Genomic DNA, 22,171 nt, shown 5'->3' with positions numbered 1-22,171 from the left:
TATTAAACCTCCAAAGTTTCTCTGCTTGGAGGTTTTTTCATAAACTGTTGCTGAAGAGGTTTTCATGTTAAAGCGAATTTTGCTGCTAATGTCGGTTGTAGTTCTTTTTTCCGGATGTATGAGTAAACAGATGCTGAAGGAGCAGATTACCGAAACAATTCGGGAAAATCCCCAGATTGTACTTGATGCCATGCGTGAAAGCAGCATCGATATGCTTGCAATTGTCGAGCAGGGTATTGATGAAAGAGAAAAGCTTAAACGTGAAGAAGTATTCAATGCAGAAATAAAAAATCCTTATCTGCCTCAAATCTGGGCAGAGCGGCCTTTGCTTGGTAATCCCGATGCACCGGTAACAATAGTTGAATATACTGATTTCCTCTGTCCTTACTGCCGCAAAGGGGCAGAAGTGGTCACTCAGTTGGTTAAAGAACATCCCGATAAATACAGACTCATATTCAAACATCTGCCTATGCATAAGAACTCCCGCCAATTGGCTATCATCTTTGAGGCCATAGCAAAATTAGACCAGAAAAAGGCTTATAAGTTCCACGACTTGGCATTCAAAAACCAGAAAGCACTTTATGAAGATAAAGACGGCTCCGTGCTGGGCAAAATAATAGCAGATACAGGCGTAGATCCAAATCTCCTCCAGAAAACTCTCAATTCTGTTGACTTGCAAAAATATATAAAGGCTGACGAAAAAGAAGCTAATGAGTTCAAAATTGATGCAACCCCAACTTTCCTTATCAACGGAGTCTCCGTGCGCGGCTACCTTCCGGCGGACAGATTTGAGGCTATGGTCGATATGATTCTTGATAAATCTGCTGCAAAAACATCTGCTGAAAACCCTGACGGCGAAGTCTGCGAAGACTGCCTGAATAAGATGTAAGCGTTGAACAATGAGAGATATCAGTAAAGTTTCTTTACCCCCGGAAGATCTGCACATCTGTTTCGGCGGAGGTAATTTTAAAGCCTCCGGCAGGAAAATGATTGATCTTTGCCGAGACAAACTTGGATTACAACCGGACGAGAGGGTGTTGGATATCGGCTGTGGAATCGGCAGATTGTCTTTTCCCCTGCTTGAATATCTTTCCAGAGAAGGAAGCTATGATGGGTTTGATACCTTCCATGTGGGTGTTGAGTGGTGTACCGAGAACATTACACCCGAGTTTCCTAATTTTCAGTATCAAAAAGTAGATCTTTTTAATTCTACCTACAACCCCGGAGCTCGGACCAAAGCTGCCGAGTTTGTATTTCCTTACGCGGATAATTCCAAAGATCTTGTCATGCTTAATTCCGTCTTTACTCATATGATGCCTGAAGACATCATCAACTATATTAATGAAATTGATCGTGTTTTAACGGATAATGGGCGTCTTTTCGCAACATTCTTTCTGGTTAATGCTGAATCAACCGGGCTTATGGATGCGGGTAAAAGTTCATTGGATTTATATAAGTACGGCGTTTTTTATACCGCTGATCCTAAAGATCCTATGGATGCGGTCGGCTATGATGAAAAATTCGCCCTGAATATGTTTCAGCAGAAGGGATTTAAAATTCAGGAAATCTTATACGGTAACTGGTGCGGCCGGGAATCCCGATACTATCAGGACACCCTATTGATTACCCGTTGATTTGTTTGATTATATAATTGTTTATTAAGAAGACGGAGTCTGCGTTTATGGCGTAAACTCCGTCTTTTTTATGATTTTGTTCTTAGTATCCGGGATTTTTATGCCAGTGGTAAGCCGTTTCAATAATCTCGCGCAAATCTGTATATTCCGGAGTCCACTTAATTCGTTCGGCTGCTTTGGAGCTGTCCGCGACCAGTCGGGGCGAATCTCCGGCCCGAGCCGGTTCATAGTCAAATTTAATTTCACGGCCGATTACTTCACTTGCCGCTTTGATAACTTCAAGAATACTGAATCCTTTACCATTACCCAGATTGAAGGAATGTGCTCCTTTGTTATTGCCCATAAATTCTACAGCTTTGAGATGGGCATCGCAAAGATCTAAAATATGTATATAATCACGTACGCAAGTGCCGTCAGGGGTAGGGTATTCATTGCCGAAAATCTTAAGCCTGCGTCCTTCTTCAATACAGCTAAGCAGAATATTGGGGATCAGGTGGGTTTCCGGTGAATGTGCTTCCCCTATCATGCTGTCCGGGTGTGCGCCGGCGGCGTTAAAATATCTGAAACAGACAGAATTCATCCCGTAGGCAACAGCGTAATCCTGCAGGATTTCCTCCACTTGGAGTTTTGTCCGGCCATAAGGATTCAACGGTTTAAGTGGGTGATCTTCGGTTATAATATCCATTACCGGGTCACCGTAGACTGCGGCTGTGGAAGAAAAAACAAATTTATCCACATTATGTTTGCGCATTGCCTGTAGCAGATTAAGAGTTCCGGTTACGTTGTTATCGTAATATTCGTAAGGTTTTTCTACAGACTCGCTGACCACAATCAAGCCGGAAAAATGAAACACAGCGTCATATGAGCCTTCCGCAAATAATCTTTCAAGATCAGCTGGATTACGCAGGTCGCCTTGCACAAATTTGCCCCATTTCAGAGCTTCCGCGTGACCTGTAGACAGGTTATCGAATACAGTTACATCGTGCCCAGATTCGGCAATCATTCTGGTCATATGTGACCCTATGTATCCTGCACCACCACAAACCAGCAGAGAAAGTTTATTGGCCATTATCTTTTTACTCCGGTTATTGTTATAACTATCAAATGAAGTGACTATTTATCAAAATAAGCGGTTTGTCGAGGGTCAGTTGTATTATTTAATGTAGCATGACGGCCATTTGGGAGACTCATTTTGAGTATTGTTGAATATGTATGGTATCTGATAGAATGGTGCCATATTCTTTTTATGACAACTAAACCGAGGGTAGAGATTTGCGGAAAAGCACAATATGGTTGACTACTATTTTTATTATTCTGTTTTGCGGTTCGGCGATGGCCGCTTCTGAAAGGGTGGTTTTTTACCCATCCGGGGCCGATTTCAGCAGTAAGGTAAAGGCGAATATCAAGAATGATGTGAGCGGTAACTATGTGATGTTTACTCTTTCCGGGCAGGCAATTCCAGATACTTTTACTATAGCTTCTTTGAGCAAAAATGTCGTTATAAATGATGTCTCGTGGGCTAGAAGTGATTTGTCTCGGTCACCGGCTGCAATTGATCTGGGTAAGAAAATTGATCAGCTGAAATTTAAGCGTGATGCTGTTCTCTCCCGGAAGAAGGCCGTGGATGGCGGTATCTCTTTCTGGAAGGAAAGAGGGAAGGAACAGCAGACAAAACCATCAGACCTTGGAAAGATTGCGGGGCAGGTGGTTGAAAATCTTTCAAAATTATATGCGCAGTCAAACAAGCTTGATGCCAAGATTGCAGATTTGCAGGAGCTGATTAACGATCTGCAAAGACAGTTGAAAGAAATGGCGGGGGGCGGAAAAAGAGTTTGGAATGTTAAGGTTTCAGTTGCTTCAAAAAGCGCCAAAAGTGCCGAATTCAAAATCGGTTATATGCTTCGTAATTGCGGCTGGATTCCCAAATATAAACTTGATGCATACCCTAGCGATGGGAAAATGAAATTTACCTTTGAAGCTGAGATCAGACAGGGTAGCGGTATCGATTTTAAAAACTGTGATATTGCCCTTGCGACAGTTAAGAGACTTTCCAGAATTTCTCCTCCTCAGCTTAGCCGCTGGGTAATAGAACCTCAAGCCGAAGTTGAGATCGCAAGAGATGGATATGCCATGGAAGAAGCTATGCCTATGGTTACTTCAGCCATGCGTGAACCGGCTAAAAATGCCGTTAGTAAGCGTGCTCCCATGCGTGTAAACAAAGCAACCTATTCGCTTTGGGAGATGGGACGCAAAACAATTCCTGCGGGCAGCATCAGGAAATATGCGGTGGAAAGTGAAACCTGGAAATCTGATTTCACTTTTATCGCGCGCCCGTCATTGACCCCGGATGTCTTTGTTTCCGCCGAAACCAATCTTGAATCAGCAAAGGATTATCCCGCCGGAGTGGCTTTGATGATGATGGAAGGGACAATGATCGGCAAAAGGAGATTCACTTTTTCCGGCAAGGAAAAGAAGATCTTTTTTGGCTCTGATCCCATGCTCAAGGCGGAGCACAAAATTCTGGAAAAGAAATCCGGCGAGAAAGGTATGTTCGGATCTAAGCAGACCTACAGCTGGAAGTATGGAATAGAGCTCGATAACAGCCGTAATAAACCTGTTAAAATACTTGTGCAGGAACCTGCTCCTGTTTCCGGCGACAAGAGGATCAAACTGGAAATTTCCTCCAAACCGAAAGCAGAAATCAAGGACGATAACTTTGAATGGCAGGTTGAAGTACCGGCAAGCGACAAGTATAAAATTAACTATTCAATAGAAATGAATGCTCCGGACGATATGAAGTTAGACCTTGGCTCCGGAAGCTAACCATTTCTCAGGACAGGACAATTAAACAAAAAAAGCCCGCTTAATCATAAGCGGGCTTTTTTTTGAGAGCTGTCCCGTCCTGAAATAGGTTTACACCCAAAGGACCTATTTTATGAAAAAGGAAGAAAGTCAAAGAGTAAGGCGAAGTCAGCGCGATTACACAATGGGCTTTAAATTAGCGGTTGTTGCGATGGTAGAAGAAGGCGAAATGACCTACAAGCAAGCCCAAAAGACATACGGGATTCAAGGCCGCAGCACTGTTTTAGTCTGGCTGAGAAAGCACGGAACCCTTGACTGGAGCAAACCTATGGTACATCTGAAAAGAATGCCAAAATCTAAAGAGACTCCAGCACAAAAGATCAAGCGTCTTGAAAAAGAGCTTCAGGAAGAGAAGATCAAAACTATGCTTCTCAACGAAATGATTGATATTTCTGACAGAGAACTGGGTACTTCCATAAGAAAAAAACTTACCCCCGAGCTGCACGAGGTCTTCAGGAAACAAAGCAAATAAGTTTATCTGCTTGCTGTAGACAGCTCGGGGTGAGTCGGCAATCGATATATCAGGCTGAAAAACGCCATAAGGTACGGGAAAAACAGTTCCAAGAAGTAAAGAAACTTGTTTTGAGTCTGCGGGCCAGAATGCCTCGGCTGGGAACGCGTAAGCTTTATTTTTTATTGCGTGAGAAATTTGTAGCTCGTGGAATCAAGCTTGGACGGGATGCCTTTTTCGCATTATTGCGCAGAGAGCATTTACTGATAAAAACAAGAAAAAATTACACAAAAACTACAAATTCAAAGCATTGGCTCAAAAAACATCCTAATTTATTGAAGGAGTTTAAGCCTCAGTATTCAGAAGAAGTCTTTGTTAGTGATATAACTTACGTAAAAACGTTAAATAAAACATACTATCTATCACTAATTACAGACTCTTTTAGCAGAAAAATTGTAGGTCACAATTTGAGTTCTGATCTTAGTGCCGAAGGGACCGCTAAAGCTTTAGATATGGCTATCAAAAACCGAAAAACGCGAAACAAAACAATCCACCATTCAGATCGTGGATTGCAGTACGCATCGTCCATTTATCAAAACAAGCTCAAGAAAGCCGAAATGGTCCCATCTATGACAGATGGGTATGATTGTTACCAAAATGCGTTAGCTGAACGTATAAATGGAATTTTAAAACAAGAATTTTTGGTGTTTAAATGCACTAGTTTTGATGAGTTAAATTCACTCGTAAAAGAGTCTATTGAAATATATAATTCTGAACGTCCTCATCTTAGTTTGAAAATGAAAACACCGAACCAAATACATAAACAGGGCTGTGGGGGTACCCCCACAGCCCTGTAGTAAACCAATTAACCGTCAATCTATTTTAGGACGGCTCAAGCGTTGTGTCTGGTGTTTAAAAATCATATCCCATATCCAAACTCACAATGTGAGTACGGGAATTGGTAATTTCTGTCTTTAGAATATGATCAGCCGGTCTTGCCTCTACATTGCGGTCTTTCATCCACAGGTAGTTGTATGCTGCGTTAACTGAAAAGCTTTTGTATTTCCAGCCGAGACCAAGTGAAAGGTTCTGCCTGTCACTTGTGGGCAGCATGTAGTCTATATAGCCGTCAGGAATGGGGCTCTGGTCATAGAAATAACCGACTCTGAGCGCCAGATCTTCGATAGGCAGATATTCAACACCGACCTCAAATTTCCAGACATCATTCCATTTTTTTGTGACACTAACATCGTTGCGTCCGATGGCTGTCTTTTTATCGAAATGGTAGTCTATAGAGTCGTAATCGCTCCACATGGACAATACGGCATCAAACTCAATGCTTAAATTTTTAAGCGGCTTATACTCAACGCCACCCAAAAACATGTGAGGTGTGGTCATATCCATGGAAACGTCTGAATCATTAAATGCCTTTGGCGGCTGAGGCATTCCTGCAGGAAGCCTATAGCTTGCTGAACCGGATGCCCTATGGTTCATTTTACTACGCCAGGATAGTCCGATCGCCCACTCATCACTGGGAGTAATGTGAACAGCTGCGTTAAAGCCGGGAGTGAATCCGTTAACAATAATGCGCTGATCAACATCTGCGGCATATGTAGTTGGGATGTATTGTCCGGATGCATCAAGCTTTTTCCGCAGGTCGGCACGGACTTTCATGAGCTCGATACCGGCAGCAAAAGAGATATAGTCGTTAAATTTATATGCAAGGTTGGGGTTAAAAGAATAAGTTTCGATCGAAGTTTTGTAGGAGGCGTACCTACCGTACCAATCTTCAGAAAATTCAGTCCCCAGTCCGTAGCGTGTAAAGGCGCCGACTCCAAGCCAGACATTGTCGTTAATCTGATGTGTGATGTATGCATTGGCCGGGAAAAATACGTTTTTTGTGCCGCTGTTTTTAGTTGTAACACCGTTGTAGGTGGTGCTCAGATCCATCATGGGAGAGATCATGGCCACACCGGCAGAGATGTGGGTGCCTTTCAACTGTGTAATGCCAGCGGGGTTCCACGCTACAGCAGAAGGATCGTTAGCTTTTGCCACCATGGCCCCACCAAGTGCATTACCACGAGCTCCCCACTCATAGATAGCAAAGCCGGCTGCATCTGCTTTGCCGCAGAATCCGGCAATTACTGCCAATCCGATAAATAAAGTCAGCACGTTAAAGCATGCTGTAAATCTAGTCCTCATATATACTCCTCCAAAAATGCTGAAAAACGTAATGACTATACTTAATTAGAGCCATCCCCCACATAAAAAAGCTCATACTAACTATCTTGAATGTAAATTTTAGTAAAGTAAAATTGATCCAAATATAAACTGTTATGGAAATAATCTGTTATAGTATCAAATAATTAATCATACACGAGTGTATGTTTAATAGCGATGTATCAAGTATGATGAAAGCAAATTGATACATCACACTGTTGTGTCTGCATAGTACTATTAAAATTTGTTTCTTATCTGAGCAACTAACAATCGAACAACACAGAATAAACGTTTTATCTTGAATTTAAAGTTGCTTTTAGCTCGATTTGCAGTGTGTTCGTCTGTTGCATAATAATATAATGTCCTAAACAACCAAAAATCATAAAAAAAGGCAGCCGCATATATGCAACTGCCTTTTAAAAATAATCATATTCTACGAATTAAAGAATAAAATACGCTAGATATTCCTGGTTACCTTTAGGTCCTTTAATACTTGAAGGAACAAGACCTTTAAGCTGTAAACCGAGTTCGGATGCTGCAAAGTGTACGATCATATCTACAGCCTGCTGCCTCAAGGCTTTATCTCGGACCACGCCCTTATCTGTCTGGCCGGGGCCGACTTCAAATTGCGGCTTAATCAGGCAGACTATTTCTCCGTCAGCCTTGAGCAGGCGAACTAATGCCGGAAGAATTTTGGTCAATGAAATAAAAGAAACGTCACAGACGGCCAGATCCACTTTTTCCGGAAGAAGTCCTTCTTCAGCATGGCGTAGATTTATGCGTTCAAGATTAGTGACCCGTTCGTCCTGCTGTAGCTTCCAGTGCAGCTGTCCGTATCCTACATCGGCTGCATAGACTCTCAGGGCACCAAATTGGAGCAGGCAATCTGTAAAACCACCGGTGGATGCACCCGCGTCTAAAGCAACCTTACCATCGGGATCAAGACCAAGTTCTTCTATGGCGGTCAGTAATTTATAACCGCCACGGCTGACAAAACGGTCCCGTCCTTTTACGACAATTTCAAGAGCCGGATCAAGTTGCATTCCGGGCTTGGTTACTGGAATTTTCTGGCCGTCTTTAAGGTAATGAGCCTGTCCGGCCATGATCATACGCTTAGCCTGCTCGCGGCTTTCTGAAAGACCTTGAGCGAAAAGCATCTGATCAGCACGTTCCTTTTTGGCCACTTATTTTTTCTCCAAACCGAGCATGGAAACAACGTTTTCTGCTGCCTTAGCAATATAATCAGCTTCAGGCATTTTTTCCTTTTCACTGCTTTCAATTACAAGTTCAGGCTTGTTGGCTCGGGTAGAGTCCGGGGTTACTTCGTATTCAGCGGGGAACGCATTCCGGTAATACATATCCTGGAAACCAATGAATTTAAGTTGATGAGCGGTAGAATCAAGTACGGCACTTTCGTTCTCGTTGATCAATCCCAACTCCTTGGCTCGGATTAATCCGGCAAAGCATTCGCCGCCCTGTGTGCAGGCGATATGTCCGTGTGAATTGGCAAGCAGCATTGAATCCATAATCATCTGCTCGCTGACCTGAACGACCTGAAATGCTTTTTTACCGCCGATAGCTTCAAACTTCTCAGCAAAATGCTTTACCCTCGGAAAGGAAACCGGGTTTCCGATCATGGCTGCCTGTGCAACAGAGGGCTGCACCTTAACTGGTTTGTATTCACGTTCATTTTCATCTTCTACAGAGTAGTAGCGGTAGACAGGGTCCGCATGGGCTGACTGGACACCGAAAACGCGGGGCAGTTCGGAAATAATTTCGAGCTCATACAATTTCAGGAATCCGGCCATAATAGCTGTGATGTTGCCTGCATTTCCAATGGGAACAAAGATGCACTTATCTTTCAGGTCCCAATCGTACCACTGGGCAATTTCAAAAGCGTATGACTCCTGACCAAGAATACGCCATGCGTTCTTAGAGTTAAGCAGCGCGACGCGGTAGTTGTCGGCCAGATTCTCAACAACCTTCATGCAGTCATCAAAAACTCCGGGAACTTCAAGCACTGTGGCTCCGCTGCCGAGCGGCTGAGCCAGCTGCTGCGGAGTTACCTTACCCTGCGGAAGAATAACAACGGATTTTACACCGCTTTTCATATAAGAAGCATAAAGAGCTGCGGCGGCGGAAGTATCACCGGTGGAAGCGCAGACAGTCAGGATTTCATCCCAGCTGTTTTTATTCATCAGGGCATTTATGTAACTGAAGGCACAGGCCATGCCTCTGTCTTTAAAGGATGCGCTGGGGTTCTGACCGTCATTTTTATAAGCGGTCTTGATTCCGGTTACAGCGTTAAGAGCTTCGCTGGAGGCTACAATAGGCGTGTTACCCTCACCGAGAAATATGATTTCATCTTCGTCAACAACCGGAGCAAAAAGTTCGTAGAATCGGAAAATACCGCGCAGACTGTCATTTTTTGTCGCGCAGCGAGCATCAAAAATCTCACGCCATTCCTTACCGCTGGTCTTTTTCAGCTCGGCAAAGTTTGTGTCTTCAAGGATGAAAACAGAGCCGCATTCAGGGCAGGTATAGTGAAGTTCGTTAATGTCGTATCGAGCATTGCAGCCCAGACAATGATATTCCATTTTGCCGCGGTATTTCGGAAATTCATTTGCATGAGACATAATTACATCCTTTTTTCCTCCGGTGGCCCTCCGGGGTTCAAAGAAACTTTCAATAGGGCTGGCCGGATAGGTGTTAAATAGGTTCAGTTTATATTGCCCGCCGAAGGCCTATAATGCGCAATTAAGCAGGCCAGATTTTAGGAGTACTCATGGCGAACATCCACACGCCAAGGCTGATTTTAATGGCCATGCCGAAAGCTTTGCCCCAGAAGGCGCCCCATGCCGAATGCTTTGCTTCGTCAAAGGATCTGCCATGGGTCAGCTCAAGAATCAGACAACCTCCAAATGAGCCTAGTAATGCTCCGGGAAGGGCTCCGAGACCGAAAAAGAAGGGGGCTCCGAGAATAGCTCCGCCGATGGCACCAATGAACGCGCCAATGTTGCCACGTCCTGTTGCCCCGTATTTCTTACCACCAAAATACTGAGCCACAAATTCCAGAATTTCCCCAATAAAGGCGATGATTCCGAGAATTATGATAAAGTTCCAGGTCATTGCTTCGGGCTGGTAGAATTTCCAGCAGGTAACAAGCGCCAGAACCAGCCAGTTGGCCGGGAGTCCGAAAACGTGCAGTGCCAGAGAGCACAACATAAGCAGAAGAACGAGTACTGCTAACGCGGTAATCATTTTTTATTCCTCTACGTCCCGAAGATCAACTACACGTACAGCTTTACCTTCCGCCTTGGGGATGGAGTTATGCTGCACCAGTTCAATTCTGGGGGTGATCAGGATTTCGTCGCGTAACATGGAGGCAATCTTTTTCTGAATGCCCTGAAGTACGCGCATATCCTCGATGAAATATTCTTCCTTAATTTCCACTTTGACCCTGATCTGATCCATGAGGCCTTCTTTGATAAGCTCAATGAGGTAGTTCTGTCCCACCTCGGGAATGCTCATGATGATTCTTTCAATCTGCATGGGGTAGATATTAACACCCTTGAGAATGAGCATATCATCCGCGCGGCCCATGATGCGGTCTATGCGGCGTGAAGTTCTTCCGCACGTGCATTCTCCGGGAAGAAAGCGGGTCAGATCACGTGTGCGGTAGCGTATAATGGGCATACCTTCACGGGTAAGGGTGGTCATGACCAATTCTCCGATTTCACCCTCTGCGACGTGCTCGCCTGTTTCCGGATTAATGATTTCTGCAATGTAGGCATCTTCCCAGACATGCATACCATTTTGCTCAGTACATTCAAAAGCGACTCCCGGACCGTTCATTTCAGACAGGCCGTAAGAATTGTACGCTTTGATATGCATGAGTTCTTCAATCTTACGCCGGGTATGCTCAGTGTGCGGCTCAGCACCGATCAAGGCGACTCTCCACGGCATATCTGCTGGATCGAAACCTTCTTCGCGTACTTTGGAAGCGAAATAGAGAGCAAAAGAGGGGATAATATGCAGCCCGGTTACATTAAAGTCGCGGATAAGTTTAATCTGGCGTTTAGTGTTTCCGGCCCCTGCAGGTATGGTAACACAACCGAGTTTTTCCGCACCGTAGTGGATACCAAGGCCTCCGGTAAAGAGTCCGTATCCTGACATATTCTGAAAAACATCGCTTTTTCTTAGTCCGATGGAATACATGGAGCGGGCCATGAGATCAGCCCATGTATCAAGGTCTTTTTGTGTGTAAAGAATAGCGGTAGGAGTTCCGGTTGTTCCGGAAGATGCGTGTAAACGCACAAAATTATCCAGCGGCTGGGTCAATAATCCATAAGGATATTGGGAGCGCAGGTCGTCTTTTGTAGTGAAAGGAAGTTTGGTGATATCATCAGCGGTTTTGATGATGGATGAATCTATGTCGTTTTTCTTAAAAACTTCACTGTAATACGGAGATTTGGCAGCCTGCTCAATTGTTCTTTTCAGTCTATTAACCTGAAGTTCTTCCAGTTTTCCTCTTTCAAGGGTTTCGGCTTCATGAAAGTACATTAATTTCTCCGTATAATTTTTCAGTGCATCACGTCATAAATAATATCCGATTACTCATCGTCGTATTCGGACGGATATGGCTCGGCAGCAAGGTTTTCAAAGGCGGTATAAGGACCGAGAAAGGCCAGTTCAACGATTCCTGTAGGTCCGTTACGCTGTTTACCTATGATGACTTCCGCTTTGTTGGTAAGCGGTTTGTCTTCTTTTTTGTTGTAAAAATCTTCACGGTAAAGGAAGAGGATGATATCAGCATCCTGCTCAATAGCACCTGATTCACGTAAATCGGACATCATGGGGCGTTTGTCAGTGCGTTCTTCAACTTTACGGTTGAGCTGCGATAACGCGATTACGGGAATCTGAAGTTCTTTCGCAAGGGCCTTAAGAGTTCGCGAAATGTCAGAAATTTCCTGTTCACGAGAATCGGTTCGTGCACTGGAGCGCATCAGCTGCAGGTAATCAACCATAACCAGACCAAGATTATGTTGAGATTTTAACCGTCTGCATCGAGCGCGTAATTCCATTGTGGAAATAGCAGGGGTATCATCAATAAAAATAGGTGATTGTGTCAAGTCATCTGCTGCATCATAAAGCTTGGCCCAGTCTTCGTCATCAAGCTGGCCTGTTCTTAAACGAGACAGATCAACTTTACCGTGACAAGCCAGCATACGGGTCATCAACTGACCCATTGCCATTTCAAGTGAGAAAACAGCGGTGGTGACTCCGGAATGAAGGGCGGCACGCATGGCTACGTTCAGCGCGAATGCGGTTTTCCCCATACTGGGACGCCCGGCGATGATAATCAGGTCGGAATTTTGCAGACCAGCAGTCATCTCATCAAATTTGTGATAAGTTGTCGGTATTCCGGTAATTAATGAAGACTGATTAACTCTTTTTTCAAGGTCTTGAAAAACCTCGGTAATAATAGCCTTGCTGCCCTTAAGGGTTGTATTCTTTTTGGAATCGGTAATATCGAAGATTGACTGCTCGGAATGGTCCAGAAGTTCCTTTACATCCTGAGTATCAAAGCTCTCATTAATAATATTAGCGGCTGCATCGATCAGACTGCGTTGAATAGATTTTTCAGCTACGATTTCAGCATGGTGCAGGGCATTTGCGGAGCTGACAACGGAATTGGATAGCTCAGCAAGATAAACAGCTCCTCCAACAGAATCTATTTTGTCACTGGCGGTCAGGTATTCCTGAACAGTGATCAGATCTATGGGGGCATTGCGTGTGTAGAGAGCTTCAAAGGAGCGGAAAATTTCCCGATGGGCAGGGGAGTAGAAGTCGTCGGACTTGACTACATCAATGAGGTCGTTAAATATTGTATTGCTTAAGAAGACTCCGCCAAGAACAGCCTGTTCGGCTTCAAGGTTATGGGGCGGGACTTTACGCAAAAGATCGGACGAAGCGTCGTTAGACGCTCCGCCCGAATTGTAGTCTGAGCCGGATCTACGCTTCTGCTTCTGCTTCTGCATCTGCTTCAGCTACGGGCGCTTCGGTTTCAGCGGGAGCTTCAACCTCTTCAGCGGGCTCTTCTTCAACCAGTCCGCCAACTTTGGCTACGACCAGTTTTACTTCACCGCGAACTTCGGGGTGGAGTTTGATTTCGATAGCATATTCACCGAGAGAACGGATAGGTTCGCCCAGCAGGATTTTTCTGCGGTCAATATCGAAATCCATTTCAGCGAGAGCTTCAGCAATGTTAACTGCGGTTACGGAACCGTACAGTTTATCGCCTTCACCAACGCGAACTTCGATTTTAGCTTCAACTTCAGCCAGTTTGTCTCTGAGACCTTCAGCCTGAGTGCGCAGGTTATCAGCCATTTCCTGAAGCTTTCTTTTTTCAAGCTCGAACTGCTTGAGGTTAGCTTCGGAAGCAGGCATGGCCAGTCCCTGAGGAATCAGGTAGTTACGGCCATAACCGGATTTAACTGATACGATGTCACCAAGGCTACCAAGGGAGTCTACATCGGCACGTAAAATAAGTTTCATGTGATCCCCCTAGATGCTCTTTTTCTTTACATCAGTGCTGTGCACAGTGGTGTAGTGCATGAGAGCCATCTGTCTGGAACGCTTGATTTCAGTGGTCAGACGACGCTGATGCTTGGCGCATGTACCGGTAATTCTGCGGGCAATAATTTTGCCGCGCTCGGTTACGAAGTCTCTGAGAATGTCAGGACGTTTATAATCGAGGGGAAGGTTCTTATCCGCACAGAAGCGGCAGAACTTTCTTTTGGGTGTGAATTTTCTTTTGAATGCCATGATTAAGCCTCCTCTGCCTTTACGGTTTCATCAAGTTTAACAGTTACGAACTTGAAGATACCATCGGTGATACGAATGTTGCGTTCGAGTTCTGCAACCAGCGGACCGGGTGCGTCGAAAACGAGGCGGACATAGTATCCACGGGTCTGGTTCTGGACAGGGTAAGCCAACTGGCGGGAACCCCAATCGTCGGTCTCATCCATTTTTCCGCCTTCGCGGTCGATAATTGCGATGAGTCCCTCTACGATTTCCTTACGGCTGTCGCTCGCAAGTTCAGGGCTCAAAAGCAAAAGTACTTCATACTTTCTGAGCATTATTAACTCCTCCTTATGGTCTATGGCCCTTTCCTAATATAAGGGCAAGGCAAGAAGGGATACTTATTCCCTTCGCGTACTCATGTCAAGCTGGTTTGAGACTATATATGAAAAATAAAAAAGCCGGAAGCAATAATACTTCCGGCTTTTGAACTTTTAAAGGCTTAGGCAGCGCAGAAAAGGGCTTTTAAGCACTGAATCGCAAACCTGCCTGTAACGATTAAATTCCAAGGATATTGTAGCCGCAATCCACGAAATGAGTTTCCCCGGTTACTCCGGCGGAAAGATCGGATGCATAATAAACAGCGGTTTTACCTACATCTTCGGTTGTCACATTGCGTTTAAGGGGAGCCCTTTCTTCAATGTGACGGAAAATGTCTTTAAAGCTGGATATACCGGAAGCAGCCAGGGTCTTGATAGGACCGGCGCTTATAGCATTGATGCGGACATTTTTCTCACCGAGGTCAACGGCAAGATAGCGGACGCTTGCTTCAAGAGTCGCTTTAGCCACACCCATAACATTATAGTTGGTGATTACCCTGCTTGAACCGAGATAAGTCATCGCCATTACGGAACCACCGGAATTAATCATCGATTCGTAAGCGTTGCAAAGGCTGACCAGAGAGTATGCGGAAACATCCATAGCAAGATGGAAACCATCGCGTGAAGTTTCAATATAGCGGTTCTTAAGATCATCCCGGTTTGCAAAGGCAACGGAATGAATGAGGATATCGATATCTCCCCACTGTTTTTTCACTTCTTCAACGGAAGCCGCGATGCTTTCATCACTCTGCACGTCACACTGAAAAGTGAATTCTCCGCCCAGTTCTTCGCTGATAGGCTCAACGCGTTTCTGGATAGCATCGTTCACATAGCTGAAAGCCAGCTTGGCTCCCTGTTCCTTAAACTGCTTAGCGATGCCGTAAGCAATGCTTTTTTTATTAGCTACACCGAAAATCAGTGCCTTTTTTCCTTCCAAAAGCATTTATGTCTCCTTTTTTTTCCTCTCGTACTTTCGATCTCTTTGAGCTGTTCAGTCCGTAGAGCCGCATTAGTTTAACTTATTAGACCGGATACAGACATGCCAAGAAATCACGCCGGAGGCATCATTAATCTTAATAGCTGTAGCGCAATAACTTAAGCGTCAAGTTTGCTTTCAGTCAAGAGGGTAAACGCTTCCATGTATTTATCACGGGTTTTGCCGGCGATTTCAGCAGGAACTTCAGGGGCCGGAGGCTGTTTGTTAAACTCGATTTCAGTCAGCCAGTCACGCAGGAACTGTTTATCGAAACTAGGCTGGGATTTTCCGGCTTCATAGCCATTCATAGGCCAGAAACGTGATGAATCAGGGGTCAGTACTTCATCGATGAGTATCAGTTCGCCATCAATCAAGCCGAATTCAAACTTGGTATCTGCTATGATGATCCCTTTTTCGCGGGCATAATCACGGCCACGTTTATAGATAGAAAGTGTTACGTCCTGAACTTTTTTAAGCAGATCTTCACCGAGCATTTCCATGGCTTTTTCAACGGAAATATTTTCATCATGCTCGCCCAGCTCAGCTTTGGTGGAAGGAGTGAACAGGGGCTGTTCAAGCATCTCAGATTCTTTCAGGCCTTCAGGAAGTTTATGGCCGCAGACTTCGCCTGTTTTCTGGTAATCCTTCCAGCCTGATCCTGTTATGTATCCACGCACAATGCATTCAATAGGCAGGGGCTTGGCTTTTTTGACCAGTACAGAGCGTCCTTCAAGCTGCTCACGGTATTTGTGAAGTACTTCCGGATAGTCATCCACTTTGGATGCGATCAAGTGGTTGGGGACAATATCTTTGAACATATCCATCCAGAACAGGGTGATCTGGTTCAGGATTTTGCCTTTATCGTCGATGGGAGTAGGCATGATGACATCATAAGCTGAGATTCTGTCGGTGGTGACCAGCAGGAGTTTATCATCATCCACTTCATAAATATCGCGGACTTTGCCGCGGGAAAGAAGATTGAGTTCTTTAATATCAGTTTCAACTACATGTTTGGACATCAGTGTATCCTCTTTTTTGTTAATATGATTCTTGTCCATTCATTTAAGAACGCGTGAGCGAATCAGTTTTTTAATCTTGTCTCAACGGAACGGGCGTGAGCTTCAAGTCCTTCGAGTCTGGCCAGTCTTGCTATTTTCCCGCCATGGCGGTTGACGTAATTCTGATCTGTGTAGATCAGACTGGTTTTTTTAGTAAAGGTTCCCACGGAAAGCGCGGAAGAAAATCTGGCCGTTCCAACTGTGGGCAGAACGTGGTTAGGACCAGCGAAATAATCACCGACCGGTTCCGGAGTAAAGTGCCCCATAAAAATAGCCCCGGCATGTTTGATCCTGCCGATAGCTGCCCATGGGTCTTCAAAAGCCAGCTCCAGATGTTCGGGTGCCATATTATTAACAAAGTCAATTCCGGTTTCGAGATCCGGAACCTTAACGATAGCGCCCCATTCTTCAAGTGATTTAAGCGCGATTTCTCCACGCGGAAGAAGGTCTGCCTGTTTTTTGAGCTCGTATTTGACCTTAACGCCCAGTTCATCATCCCATGTCACGAGAATAGAAGAGGCGAGAGGATCATGCTCGGCCTGCGAAAGAAGATCTGCCGCAATCCATGCCGGATCGGAATCTCCGTCAGCAAGGATGGCTACTTCACTGGGGCCGGCAATCATGTCGATTCCCACTTCGCCTACGAGCTGCCCTTTGGCTGTGGCAACAAAGATATTGCCCGGTCCGGCGATCACATCACAAGGTGCGATTGTCTGGGTTCCGTAGGCAAGGCCGCCGATGGCCCATGCCGATCCGGAAGCGTAAATTTCATTAATACCCAGCTCCTGCGCCGTGGCGAGGATGTAGGGATTTAGGCTACCGTCTTTACGCGGAGGGGAGATTACCGCAATTTCTTTTACTCCGGCAACCTGTGCGGGAACTGCGTTCATAATCATGCTGGAAATAAGCGGTGTCTCGCCGCCCTGACCGCCGGGAACATACAGACCGACCCTGTCAACCGGGCGCACCAGCTGTCCGAGAATGGTTCCGTCTTCTCCGGTGGTCCACCATGATTCTTCTACTTGTCTGCGGTGGAAATTTCTGATGTTGCGGATCGCTTCTTCGATTATCTCAAGATCCTGTGATTCGATTTCCGCATAGGCAAGGCGACGCTGGTCAACGCTGACCTTAAGCATGGAATGGGTAAAATCAGGGCAGTCGAATTTTTTGGTGTAATCGACCAGAGCCTGATCGCCCTCGGTTTTTACATTGGAGAGAATGTCTTTGACAATGGAGTCAACTTTGCTGTCAGGATTGACTCTGAGTTCGAGCCATTTTTGGATTTCCGACCAGTCCTGCTGACCGGAATATGTAATATCTCTGCAAGGCATAGAATTGTCCTTAACTTGATGGGTGTGATTGATGCGTAAAAATACGAAGAGATGTTTATAAGATGTTCTGACCCATATCTTAATGCTCGTCAAAAGTCGAGTGTAATAGGAGGGCTTGCCTGTAAATAAAAAAGGGCCGGGAGTATAAACTCCCGGCCCCCGGCGTCAAGACTATGCTGTTATTCTAAGGTTTCTTAGAATGCGTAAACGAGACCAACTGCGAGTTTGAGAGCAGGATCGAAGTCAACATCTGCGGCGCCGAAGTTGTCTTCCCAAACACCCTTGTCGAGGTCTACGTCAACGTAACCGAATTCAACGATAGCTGCCAGTTCGTCGTAGATCTGGTAGTTGGTGTTGAAGTCAACTTCGAAAACGTGGTCTTTAGTGGTGAGGTAGTCGCCGTTTGCAGCGATGTTACCAGTAGCTTTAACAGCAGCAACTTTACCAGCAGTACTGAACAGGTCTTTATCGTTAGTACCCTGAACATACAGAACGTGGATGTCGTGGCTCAGTTTGTCGAAAAAGGAGATCTTTTCGAGAGAGAGACCGATGGTCCAGAAACCGAGCTGTTCATCGTTGTTCATATCAGCAGAAGTCAGTGCGGAACCACCGAAGTAGGTAGTACCGAAAGCCCAGTCGTTAGCGATAACAGGCAGACGTTCAGAACCGTTGTCGGTTTTGTCGTCTTCACCGGTGGTGTATGCAAATACGAGTTTGGGCTGTACGAAGTCCAGACCGGTGTAGGTCAGGGCTGCGTCGAAGAGCAGACCGGAACGGTCGTTATGCTTCTGGTTAGCGTCTACATCACCATAAACGATGTCTGCATCGAAAACGATGGGATCAAACATGTCCATGGAGAAAGTAGTACCAAGCCACCATGCGTTAGCATTTTTGTTGTATGCGTCGCCAGCGGGGCCCTGAAGGCCGGAAGCACCACCACTGTTTTTACCGATGGTGGAGTATGCGAAGTAAGGGGTAGCAGAGAGACCATCGATGGTGATGGGAGCAGCTGCGTAGAAAACGTCCATTTCATCGTTGCTTTCAATGGTTTCACCATTGTTAAGGTCAGCAACACGAACGAAAGCACCGGCGAGAGAGATCTGGTCGGTGATAGGAGTAGAAACCTGGAAAGTACCGAGGTCAGAGTCACCCAAAACCATGGAACCAGCGGCAGCGCCGGGGAGGTTGATGGACATGATACCAGCAGAAGTCAGAACTTCGGTGCCGGGGAAACGGTACTGCATGTAAGCACGTTTAACGGTCAACTGAGAACCGGTAGCGCCAGAGTTACCGTCAACGTTAGCGTTGTTAGCAGAGCCGAGGCGGGTTTTGTACTGAGTGTACAGTACAGCCCACAGGTTTTCGTTTGCGATGAAACGGAATTCAGTACGAGCACGGAACCAGAAGTTCAGGTCGTCTTCACTGTCACCGGTGGTTGCTGAGGTAGATGCTTTTTTGTTGGAAAGCATGTTGGCTGTGTTATCCATGAAGTTCATCTGGAACTGAAACTGGCCTTTTGCGTCCAGATCAACTGCAGATGCGGTTGCTGCGAAGCCCATGACCAGAACGGCCAGAGCTGCGAGAATAGCAATTTTTTTCATTATTTTTATCCTTTTGCTGAATAAATGTTAAATAGCATTATTGCTTGACGCCTACCTTCACGAACTGTTCTAGCTGTTCAGCAATCCCATTGCAAGCGAAAAATTACATTTTTTTGACTAAAGTAAAAATTTTTTTACCGTATAAATTTTTATACTCGCTCTTAACGTATCTAAGATTAGATATTTTCTAGACTTTTTAAATCCCAGCAGAAACCCTTTGTTGACAACGAATAATTGGGGAGATAGCTTTTTAAAAGCAGCTATCAGGCCGAGTTTAAAAATTTATACAGGCATAAGATTATGAGTTTCGAGTTCAAAAGTGTCGATTTTCCGGCTTTACCCGGTGTGTATCTGATGAAAGATTCATCAGGACGTATTATATATGTAGGAAAGGCCCGCGAATTGCGTAAGCGGTTGGCATCATATTTTCGGGCCATGCATAAACATACTCCCAAAACACGTGTGCTGGTATCTAAAATACACTCCATTGACACCCTTGTTACCGGAACTGAAAAGGAAGCACTTCTTCTTGAGGCCAGTCTGATCAAGAAGCATCGGCCCCGCTACAATGTTGTCCTGCGTGATGACAAACAGTATGTGCTTTTTCAACTTGATAAAAAATCAGAATACCCGCGTCTGCGCATAACCCGCAAGGTTGTGCGCGATGGCTCCGTCTACTTCGGTCCGTACACCTCGAGTTATTTTGCCCGTGAAACATGGAAAGTGCTCGGGAAGGTCTTTCCACTTCGTAAATGTTCTGATTCTGCCTTCCGCAACAGGGTCCGTCCATGCCTGTATCATGACATAGGCCAGTGCCTCGGCCCGTGCGTGAATGTTGTTCCCCGGCAGGATTATATGGAACTGGTGCATCAAGTGGAGATGCTGCTTTCCGGCAAAGCCGGAGATTTGATAGGTTCACTGCGCCGTCAGATGGAAGCAGCTTCCGAAGCACTGGAATTCGAGCTTGCCGCGAAATTTCGCGATCAGATCAAGGCGATCAGCAATACTGTGGAAAAACAGTCTGTGGTACTCGGCGAGCGTTCCGATATCGATGTCATCGCGCTGGCTGAATCTTCGCAGGGAGTAGGGCTGGGCCTTTTGTTTATCAGAAAAGGGCGCCTGCTGGACAAAAAGAATTTCTTTTGGCCTGGCTTAAGCCTCGAAGACGGCGAGGAAGTGCTGAACAGTTTTGTCTCACAGTTTTATTCAGCAACCAAATTTATACCGCCAAAAATTTTCGTCCCGTTTGAATTCGATATGTATGGCGCTGCGGAATTACTCAGCGAACGGAGCAAATCCACGGTACGCATCGTGACTCCTCATAGCGGTGAGGAAAAGCGGCTGCTGGAAATCGCTCGCAAAAATGCCGCGCTGGGCCTCAAGGAAAAGGAAAACGACAACATCCTTGACCTGCTGGCTGTGAGATTGAAGCTTTCCGGGACTCCTCAGCGCATTGAATGCATCGATGCTTCTCATCTCGGTGGTGAAGGGATGCGCGTCGGCATGGTGGTGTTTGAGGAAGGTAAACCGGAAAAATCCCAGTACCGTACTTATGTTTTTCCAGAACTTGAGCATTCCTCGGATGACTACGCGGCGCTTTTTCATTGGGTGATCAAGCGTATCGATTCCGGCCCTCCGTGGGCGGACCTTATATTAATAGATGGAGGTAAAGGTCAGCTGGCATCGGTGGAGAAAGCTTTCGCCGAAAACTGGAAGTATGATGAACCGATCCCGCATCTTGCCTCCATAGCCAAAGGACCGACCCGTAAAGCAGGTGAACTGGAAGATCGCATCTTTCGCCCCGGACGTAAAAATCATCTGCCGCTAAAGGGCGGTAGCCCTGAACTTCTCTATCTACAGCGGGTTCGTGATGAGGCGCACCGGTTTGTTATCGGCAGGCAACGTAAATCAAGGAAAAAGCAGGTTCTGCAAAGCGAGGTGCTGTCCCTGCCCGGAATCGGCCCTAAAACGGCCCGCTTGCTCTGGGATGAGTTCGGTGCCGTGCAGAAAATGAAAGAGGCCTCCGTGGAAGACCTCTCAAATGTTCCGGGAATCGGAAAAAAAAGGGCACAGCAGATTTTTGATGCCTTTCGGGAAGTTTAAATTCCTCATGGGCCTTCAATATTTCTGCCGGGCTTTTAAACCGCTTTTATTACGGCTTTTCCGATTAAATTTCTTTCTCAACGCCTATTTTTAATTCTACAACCGTACATTTTGGAGCAAAATCGGCGCATGCATCTTTAAAATTAACAGCATCCTGTTCCAGAATAGGGAATGTCCCGTAATGCATGGGTATGGCTTTTTTGCAATTAAGGAGTTTGCAGGCATAAGCCGCGTCCTTTGAATCCATGGTGAACCAGCCTCCGGTGGGCAGCAGGGCCACATCGATATCGTGCAGTTTGCCGAACAGTTCCATGGAAGAGAACAGGCCGGTATCTCCTGCAAAATAGACGCAGAAATCATCGTCGTAAGTTAAAATGTATCCTGCTGGTGCCCCGGTGACAGAGGAATGCATGGCCTGCACCATTTTAATTTTAATCCCGGCCACGGAAACAGTCCCGCCGATGTTCATGCCTATCAGTTTTTCCTGATCCAGACCCTGCGCGATCAGTTTTTCCAGCAGGTCAAAAATACAGACCAGCGTAGCGCCAGTAGCCTTGCAGATCTCCACAGCCTGCCCTATGTGATCTCCGTGGTCATGGGTGACCAGCACGGCATCCGCTTCACTGATGGATTCCCATGTGGTTGAAGCCTTTGGATTGCCTTCAAAAAAAGGATCAATAATTATGGTTTTGTCGCCGGATTTAATAGTAAAATTGGAATGCCCGTTCCATGTGAATCTGTGTTGCATGAT

20 protein-coding genes are annotated in these 22,171 nt (G+C 45.7%); 5 read left to right on the top strand and 15 right to left on the bottom strand.

Annotated elements, in window-relative coordinates; all coding sequences use genetic code 11:
- Positions 1 to 64: 64 nt before the first annotated feature.
- The gene (locus ACKU35_RS13915; protein ID WP_319760004.1) at positions 65 to 889 is read left to right on the top strand and encodes a thioredoxin domain-containing protein; all 825 of its coding nucleotides are present in this window, start codon (positions 65 to 67) and stop codon (positions 887 to 889) included.
- A gap of 10 nt (positions 890 to 899) precedes the next feature.
- The gene (locus ACKU35_RS13910; RefSeq protein ID WP_319760002.1) at positions 900 to 1,634 is read left to right on the top strand and encodes a methyltransferase domain-containing protein; all 735 of its coding nucleotides are present in this window, start codon (positions 900 to 902) and stop codon (positions 1,632 to 1,634) included.
- Positions 1,635 to 1,716: 82 nt separating this feature from the next.
- Here ACKU35_RS13910 and galE read toward each other — a convergent pair whose 3' ends face one another.
- Positions 1,717 to 2,703 (bottom strand): UDP-glucose 4-epimerase GalE, encoded by a 987-nt coding sequence (gene galE, locus ACKU35_RS13905; RefSeq protein WP_319760000.1) that lies wholly within the window; start codon positions 2,701 to 2,703, stop codon positions 1,717 to 1,719.
- A gap of 263 nt (positions 2,704 to 2,966) precedes the next feature.
- On the opposite strand from galE, the gene ACKU35_RS13900 reads away from it, so the two are divergent.
- Both ACKU35_RS13900 and ACKU35_RS13895 read left to right on the top strand, forming a co-directional pair.
- Positions 2,967 to 4,457, top strand: coding sequence for a DUF4139 domain-containing protein (locus ACKU35_RS13900; RefSeq protein ID WP_319759998.1), 1,491 nt, complete (start codon positions 2,967 to 2,969; stop codon positions 4,455 to 4,457).
- Between the two features lie 112 nt (positions 4,458 to 4,569).
- Positions 4,570 to 5,804, top strand: a protein-coding gene (locus ACKU35_RS13895; protein WP_319759405.1) for an IS3 family transposase whose coding sequence is annotated in 2 segments (ribosomal slippage) — positions 4,570 to 4,924 and positions 4,924 to 5,804 — 1,236 coding nt in all. Because the reading frame shifts where the segments join, the coding sequence is not laid out codon by codon here.
- 55 nt (positions 5,805 to 5,859) lie between these two features.
- Here ACKU35_RS13895 and ACKU35_RS13890 read toward each other — a convergent pair.
- The 13 genes from ACKU35_RS13890 to ACKU35_RS13830 form a co-directional block, all read right to left on the bottom strand.
- Positions 5,860 to 7,149, bottom strand: coding sequence for an outer membrane protein transport protein (locus tag ACKU35_RS13890; protein WP_319759996.1), 1,290 nt, complete (start codon positions 7,147 to 7,149; stop codon positions 5,860 to 5,862).
- Between the two features lie 458 nt (positions 7,150 to 7,607).
- A complete protein-coding gene (locus ACKU35_RS13885; protein ID WP_319759994.1) occupies positions 7,608 to 8,351 on the bottom strand; it encodes a TlyA family RNA methyltransferase in 744 nt (247 codons plus the stop codon).
- Positions 8,352 to 9,803, bottom strand: a complete 1,452-nt coding sequence (thrC, locus tag ACKU35_RS13880) for a threonine synthase (RefSeq protein ID WP_319759992.1) — start codon at positions 9,801 to 9,803, stop codon at positions 8,352 to 8,354.
- Positions 9,804 to 9,924: 121 nt separating this feature from the next.
- Positions 9,925 to 10,428 (bottom strand): DUF456 domain-containing protein, encoded by a 504-nt coding sequence (locus tag ACKU35_RS13875; RefSeq protein WP_319759990.1) that lies wholly within the window; start codon positions 10,426 to 10,428, stop codon positions 9,925 to 9,927.
- 3 nt (positions 10,429 to 10,431) lie between these two features.
- Entirely contained in the window at positions 10,432 to 11,730 is a 1,299-nt protein-coding gene (locus ACKU35_RS13870) for a phenylacetate--CoA ligase (protein WP_319759988.1), read from the bottom strand.
- Between the two features lie 50 nt (positions 11,731 to 11,780).
- Complete coding sequence (dnaB, locus tag ACKU35_RS13865; protein ID WP_319759986.1) at positions 11,781 to 13,208, bottom strand: replicative DNA helicase; 1,428 nt, start codon at positions 13,206 to 13,208, stop codon at positions 11,781 to 11,783.
- Entirely contained in the window at positions 13,183 to 13,725 is a 543-nt protein-coding gene (gene rplI / locus ACKU35_RS13860; protein WP_319759984.1) for a 50S ribosomal protein L9, read from the bottom strand. The genes dnaB and rplI overlap by 26 nt, the downstream gene beginning before the upstream one ends.
- A gap of 9 nt (positions 13,726 to 13,734) precedes the next feature.
- Positions 13,735 to 13,995: a 30S ribosomal protein S18 gene (rpsR, locus tag ACKU35_RS13855; protein WP_319759982.1), complete on the bottom strand. Its 261-nt coding sequence runs from the start codon at positions 13,993 to 13,995 to the stop codon at positions 13,735 to 13,737.
- A 2-nt stretch (positions 13,996 to 13,997) separates the two neighbouring features.
- Positions 13,998 to 14,309: a 30S ribosomal protein S6 gene (gene rpsF / locus ACKU35_RS13850; protein ID WP_319759980.1), complete on the bottom strand. Its 312-nt coding sequence runs from the start codon at positions 14,307 to 14,309 to the stop codon at positions 13,998 to 14,000.
- 220 nt (positions 14,310 to 14,529) lie between these two features.
- Positions 14,530 to 15,294: an enoyl-ACP reductase gene (locus ACKU35_RS13845; protein WP_319759978.1), complete on the bottom strand. Its 765-nt coding sequence runs from the start codon at positions 15,292 to 15,294 to the stop codon at positions 14,530 to 14,532.
- A 152-nt stretch (positions 15,295 to 15,446) separates the two neighbouring features.
- Positions 15,447 to 16,346, bottom strand: a complete 900-nt coding sequence (locus ACKU35_RS13840) for a phosphoribosylaminoimidazolesuccinocarboxamide synthase (protein ID WP_319759976.1) — start codon at positions 16,344 to 16,346, stop codon at positions 15,447 to 15,449.
- A 62-nt stretch (positions 16,347 to 16,408) separates the two neighbouring features.
- Positions 16,409 to 17,716, bottom strand: coding sequence for a histidinol dehydrogenase (gene hisD, locus ACKU35_RS13835; protein WP_319759974.1), 1,308 nt, complete (start codon positions 17,714 to 17,716; stop codon positions 16,409 to 16,411).
- A 194-nt stretch (positions 17,717 to 17,910) separates the two neighbouring features.
- Complete coding sequence (locus ACKU35_RS13830) at positions 17,911 to 19,317, bottom strand: outer membrane homotrimeric porin (protein ID WP_319759972.1); 1,407 nt, start codon at positions 19,315 to 19,317, stop codon at positions 17,911 to 17,913.
- 300 nt (positions 19,318 to 19,617) lie between these two features.
- Between ACKU35_RS13830 and uvrC the strand changes: the two genes are divergently transcribed.
- On the top strand, positions 19,618 to 21,420 hold the full coding sequence (gene uvrC / locus ACKU35_RS13825) for an excinuclease ABC subunit UvrC (protein WP_319759970.1): 1,803 nt from the start codon (positions 19,618 to 19,620) through the stop codon (positions 21,418 to 21,420).
- Between the two features lie 64 nt (positions 21,421 to 21,484).
- On the opposite strand, the gene ACKU35_RS13820 is transcribed toward uvrC, so the two are convergent.
- Complete coding sequence (locus ACKU35_RS13820) at positions 21,485 to 22,168, bottom strand: metal-dependent hydrolase (protein ID WP_319759968.1); 684 nt, start codon at positions 22,166 to 22,168, stop codon at positions 21,485 to 21,487.
- Positions 22,169 to 22,171 lie beyond the last annotated feature (3 nt).

Origin of the sequence: Maridesulfovibrio sp. (genome assembly GCF_963676065.1) — a bacterium.
Lineage (GTDB): Bacteria > Desulfobacterota > Desulfovibrionia > Desulfovibrionales > Desulfovibrionaceae > Maridesulfovibrio.
Note: the sequence above shows the minus strand (reverse complement) of the source record. Positions and strands in the feature narration are given on the sequence as shown.

Coding starts and splice junctions, on each gene's coding strand:
- ACKU35_RS13915 (WP_319760004.1), top strand. CDS start 65: ATGTTAAAGCGAATTTTGCTGCTAATGTCGGTTGTAGTTCTTTTTTCC.
- ACKU35_RS13910 (WP_319760002.1), top strand. CDS start 900: ATGAGAGATATCAGTAAAGTTTCTTTACCCCCGGAAGATCTGCACATC.
- galE (WP_319760000.1), bottom strand. CDS start 2,703: ATGGCCAATAAACTTTCTCTGCTGGTTTGTGGTGGTGCAGGATACATA.
- ACKU35_RS13900 (WP_319759998.1), top strand. CDS start 2,967: ATGGCCGCTTCTGAAAGGGTGGTTTTTTACCCATCCGGGGCCGATTTC.
- ACKU35_RS13890 (WP_319759996.1), bottom strand. CDS start 7,149: ATGAGGACTAGATTTACAGCATGCTTTAACGTGCTGACTTTATTTATC.
- thrC (WP_319759992.1), bottom strand. CDS start 9,803: ATGTCTCATGCAAATGAATTTCCGAAATACCGCGGCAAAATGGAATAT.
- ACKU35_RS13875 (WP_319759990.1), bottom strand. CDS start 10,428: ATGATTACCGCGTTAGCAGTACTCGTTCTTCTGCTTATGTTGTGCTCT.
- ACKU35_RS13870 (WP_319759988.1), bottom strand. CDS start 11,730: ATGTACTTTCATGAAGCCGAAACCCTTGAAAGAGGAAAACTGGAAGAA.
- dnaB (WP_319759986.1), bottom strand. CDS start 13,208: ATGCAGAAGCAGAAGCAGAAGCGTAGATCCGGCTCAGACTACAATTCG.
- rplI (WP_319759984.1), bottom strand. CDS start 13,725: ATGAAACTTATTTTACGTGCCGATGTAGACTCCCTTGGTAGCCTTGGT.
- rpsR (WP_319759982.1), bottom strand. CDS start 13,995: ATGGCATTCAAAAGAAAATTCACACCCAAAAGAAAGTTCTGCCGCTTC.
- rpsF (WP_319759980.1), bottom strand. CDS start 14,309: ATGCTCAGAAAGTATGAAGTACTTTTGCTTTTGAGCCCTGAACTTGCG.
- ACKU35_RS13845 (WP_319759978.1), bottom strand. CDS start 15,294: ATGCTTTTGGAAGGAAAAAAGGCACTGATTTTCGGTGTAGCTAATAAA.
- ACKU35_RS13840 (WP_319759976.1), bottom strand. CDS start 16,346: ATGTCCAAACATGTAGTTGAAACTGATATTAAAGAACTCAATCTTCTT.
- hisD (WP_319759974.1), bottom strand. CDS start 17,716: ATGCCTTGCAGAGATATTACATATTCCGGTCAGCAGGACTGGTCGGAA.
- ACKU35_RS13830 (WP_319759972.1), bottom strand. CDS start 19,317: ATGAAAAAAATTGCTATTCTCGCAGCTCTGGCCGTTCTGGTCATGGGC.
- uvrC (WP_319759970.1), top strand. CDS start 19,618: ATGAGTTTCGAGTTCAAAAGTGTCGATTTTCCGGCTTTACCCGGTGTG.
- ACKU35_RS13820 (WP_319759968.1), bottom strand. CDS start 22,168: ATGCAACACAGATTCACATGGAACGGGCATTCCAATTTTACTATTAAA.